1 tRNA gene and 1 rRNA gene are annotated in these 1,031 nt (G+C 36.0%); both read left to right on the top strand.

Annotated elements, in window-relative coordinates:
* The first annotated feature begins 7 nt into the window (after positions 1 to 7).
* A 5S ribosomal RNA gene (rrf, locus tag C6Y06_RS19930) occupies positions 8 to 123 on the top strand.
* 782 nt (positions 124 to 905) lie between these two features.
* Positions 906 to 981, top strand: a tRNA-Val gene (locus tag C6Y06_RS19925).
* Positions 982 to 1,031: the final 50 nt, after the last annotated feature.

Genomic DNA, 1,031 nt, shown 5'->3' with positions numbered 1-1,031 from the left:
CATCAGGTTTGGTGGCGATAGCGAAGAGGTCACACCCGTTCCCATACCGAACACGGAAGTTAAGCTCTTCAGCGCCGATGGTAGTTGGGGGTCTCCCCCTGTGAGAGTAGGACGCCGCCAAGCTTTTCTAAGGATCAGTTCCATACGGAACTGGTCTTTTTTGTGTTTTTGAAAAAATTACTTCTATTAAATCACTTTGTAAAGTGAGAAGTGATGATTTAGTAAATGCCTCATCGATAAGTTGATCTTTCCGTCCGTCTCACTTTCATGTATTTTCATTGAACAACGCAGCTGTTGTTTGTGGGTCGGCCGTTCAATTCTTTTAGGATGAAGATCAAAAGCATAGAAAGCAGCTAATAAGAATTTTCTTTGGCAGCCAGATACAGAGGACTGTTTAGAGACACACTAGATGACTGAGTATCGCAACACTTACAGTTGAATTTTTCGCTCGCTCTAAGTAAGAATAAGAAAGAATCAACACTAACTTGATACCCTAGTAACACTTTAATATTGAAGATAGTAAAGAACAGTATCATTTAAGGACATTTTTACATGAAAATGATTTCCCAGAAAAATAAAATAATAAAAGAATTCCTTCTCTAGATGATTTGTATGAGAAGATATATTGAATAAAATAAGCATATAAAAAGCTTGAAAAGGGTAATTTCACATCAATAAAGCTTTATTAGAGCCCTTTTTAACAAAAAAACATAAAAAGATGAAAAAAAGACTTTTAAAATGATGAGACAAGTGGTAGAATTCTTTAGGTGCCTTAACGAAAAGACGAAAAAACAACGTTAAAATAAATTCAAAAATTATTTTAAAAAAGTCTTTACAAACAATATCTTATCGTTATATAATACTATTTGTCGGATCGAGAGACATTCGAAATGACAACACAATATGGAGGATTAGCTCAGCTGGGAGAGCATCTGCCTTACAAGCAGAGGGTCGGCGGTTCGAGCCCGTCATCCTCCACCATATTTATTCTTACATAATGTTAGGATAGATAAAGCCGGTGTAGCTCAACT

The organism is Bacillus sp. MZGC1, assembly GCF_002998605.1.
GTDB lineage: Bacteria > Bacillota > Bacilli > Bacillales > Bacillaceae > Bacillus.
Note: the sequence above shows the minus strand (reverse complement) of the source record. Positions and strands in the feature narration are given on the sequence as shown.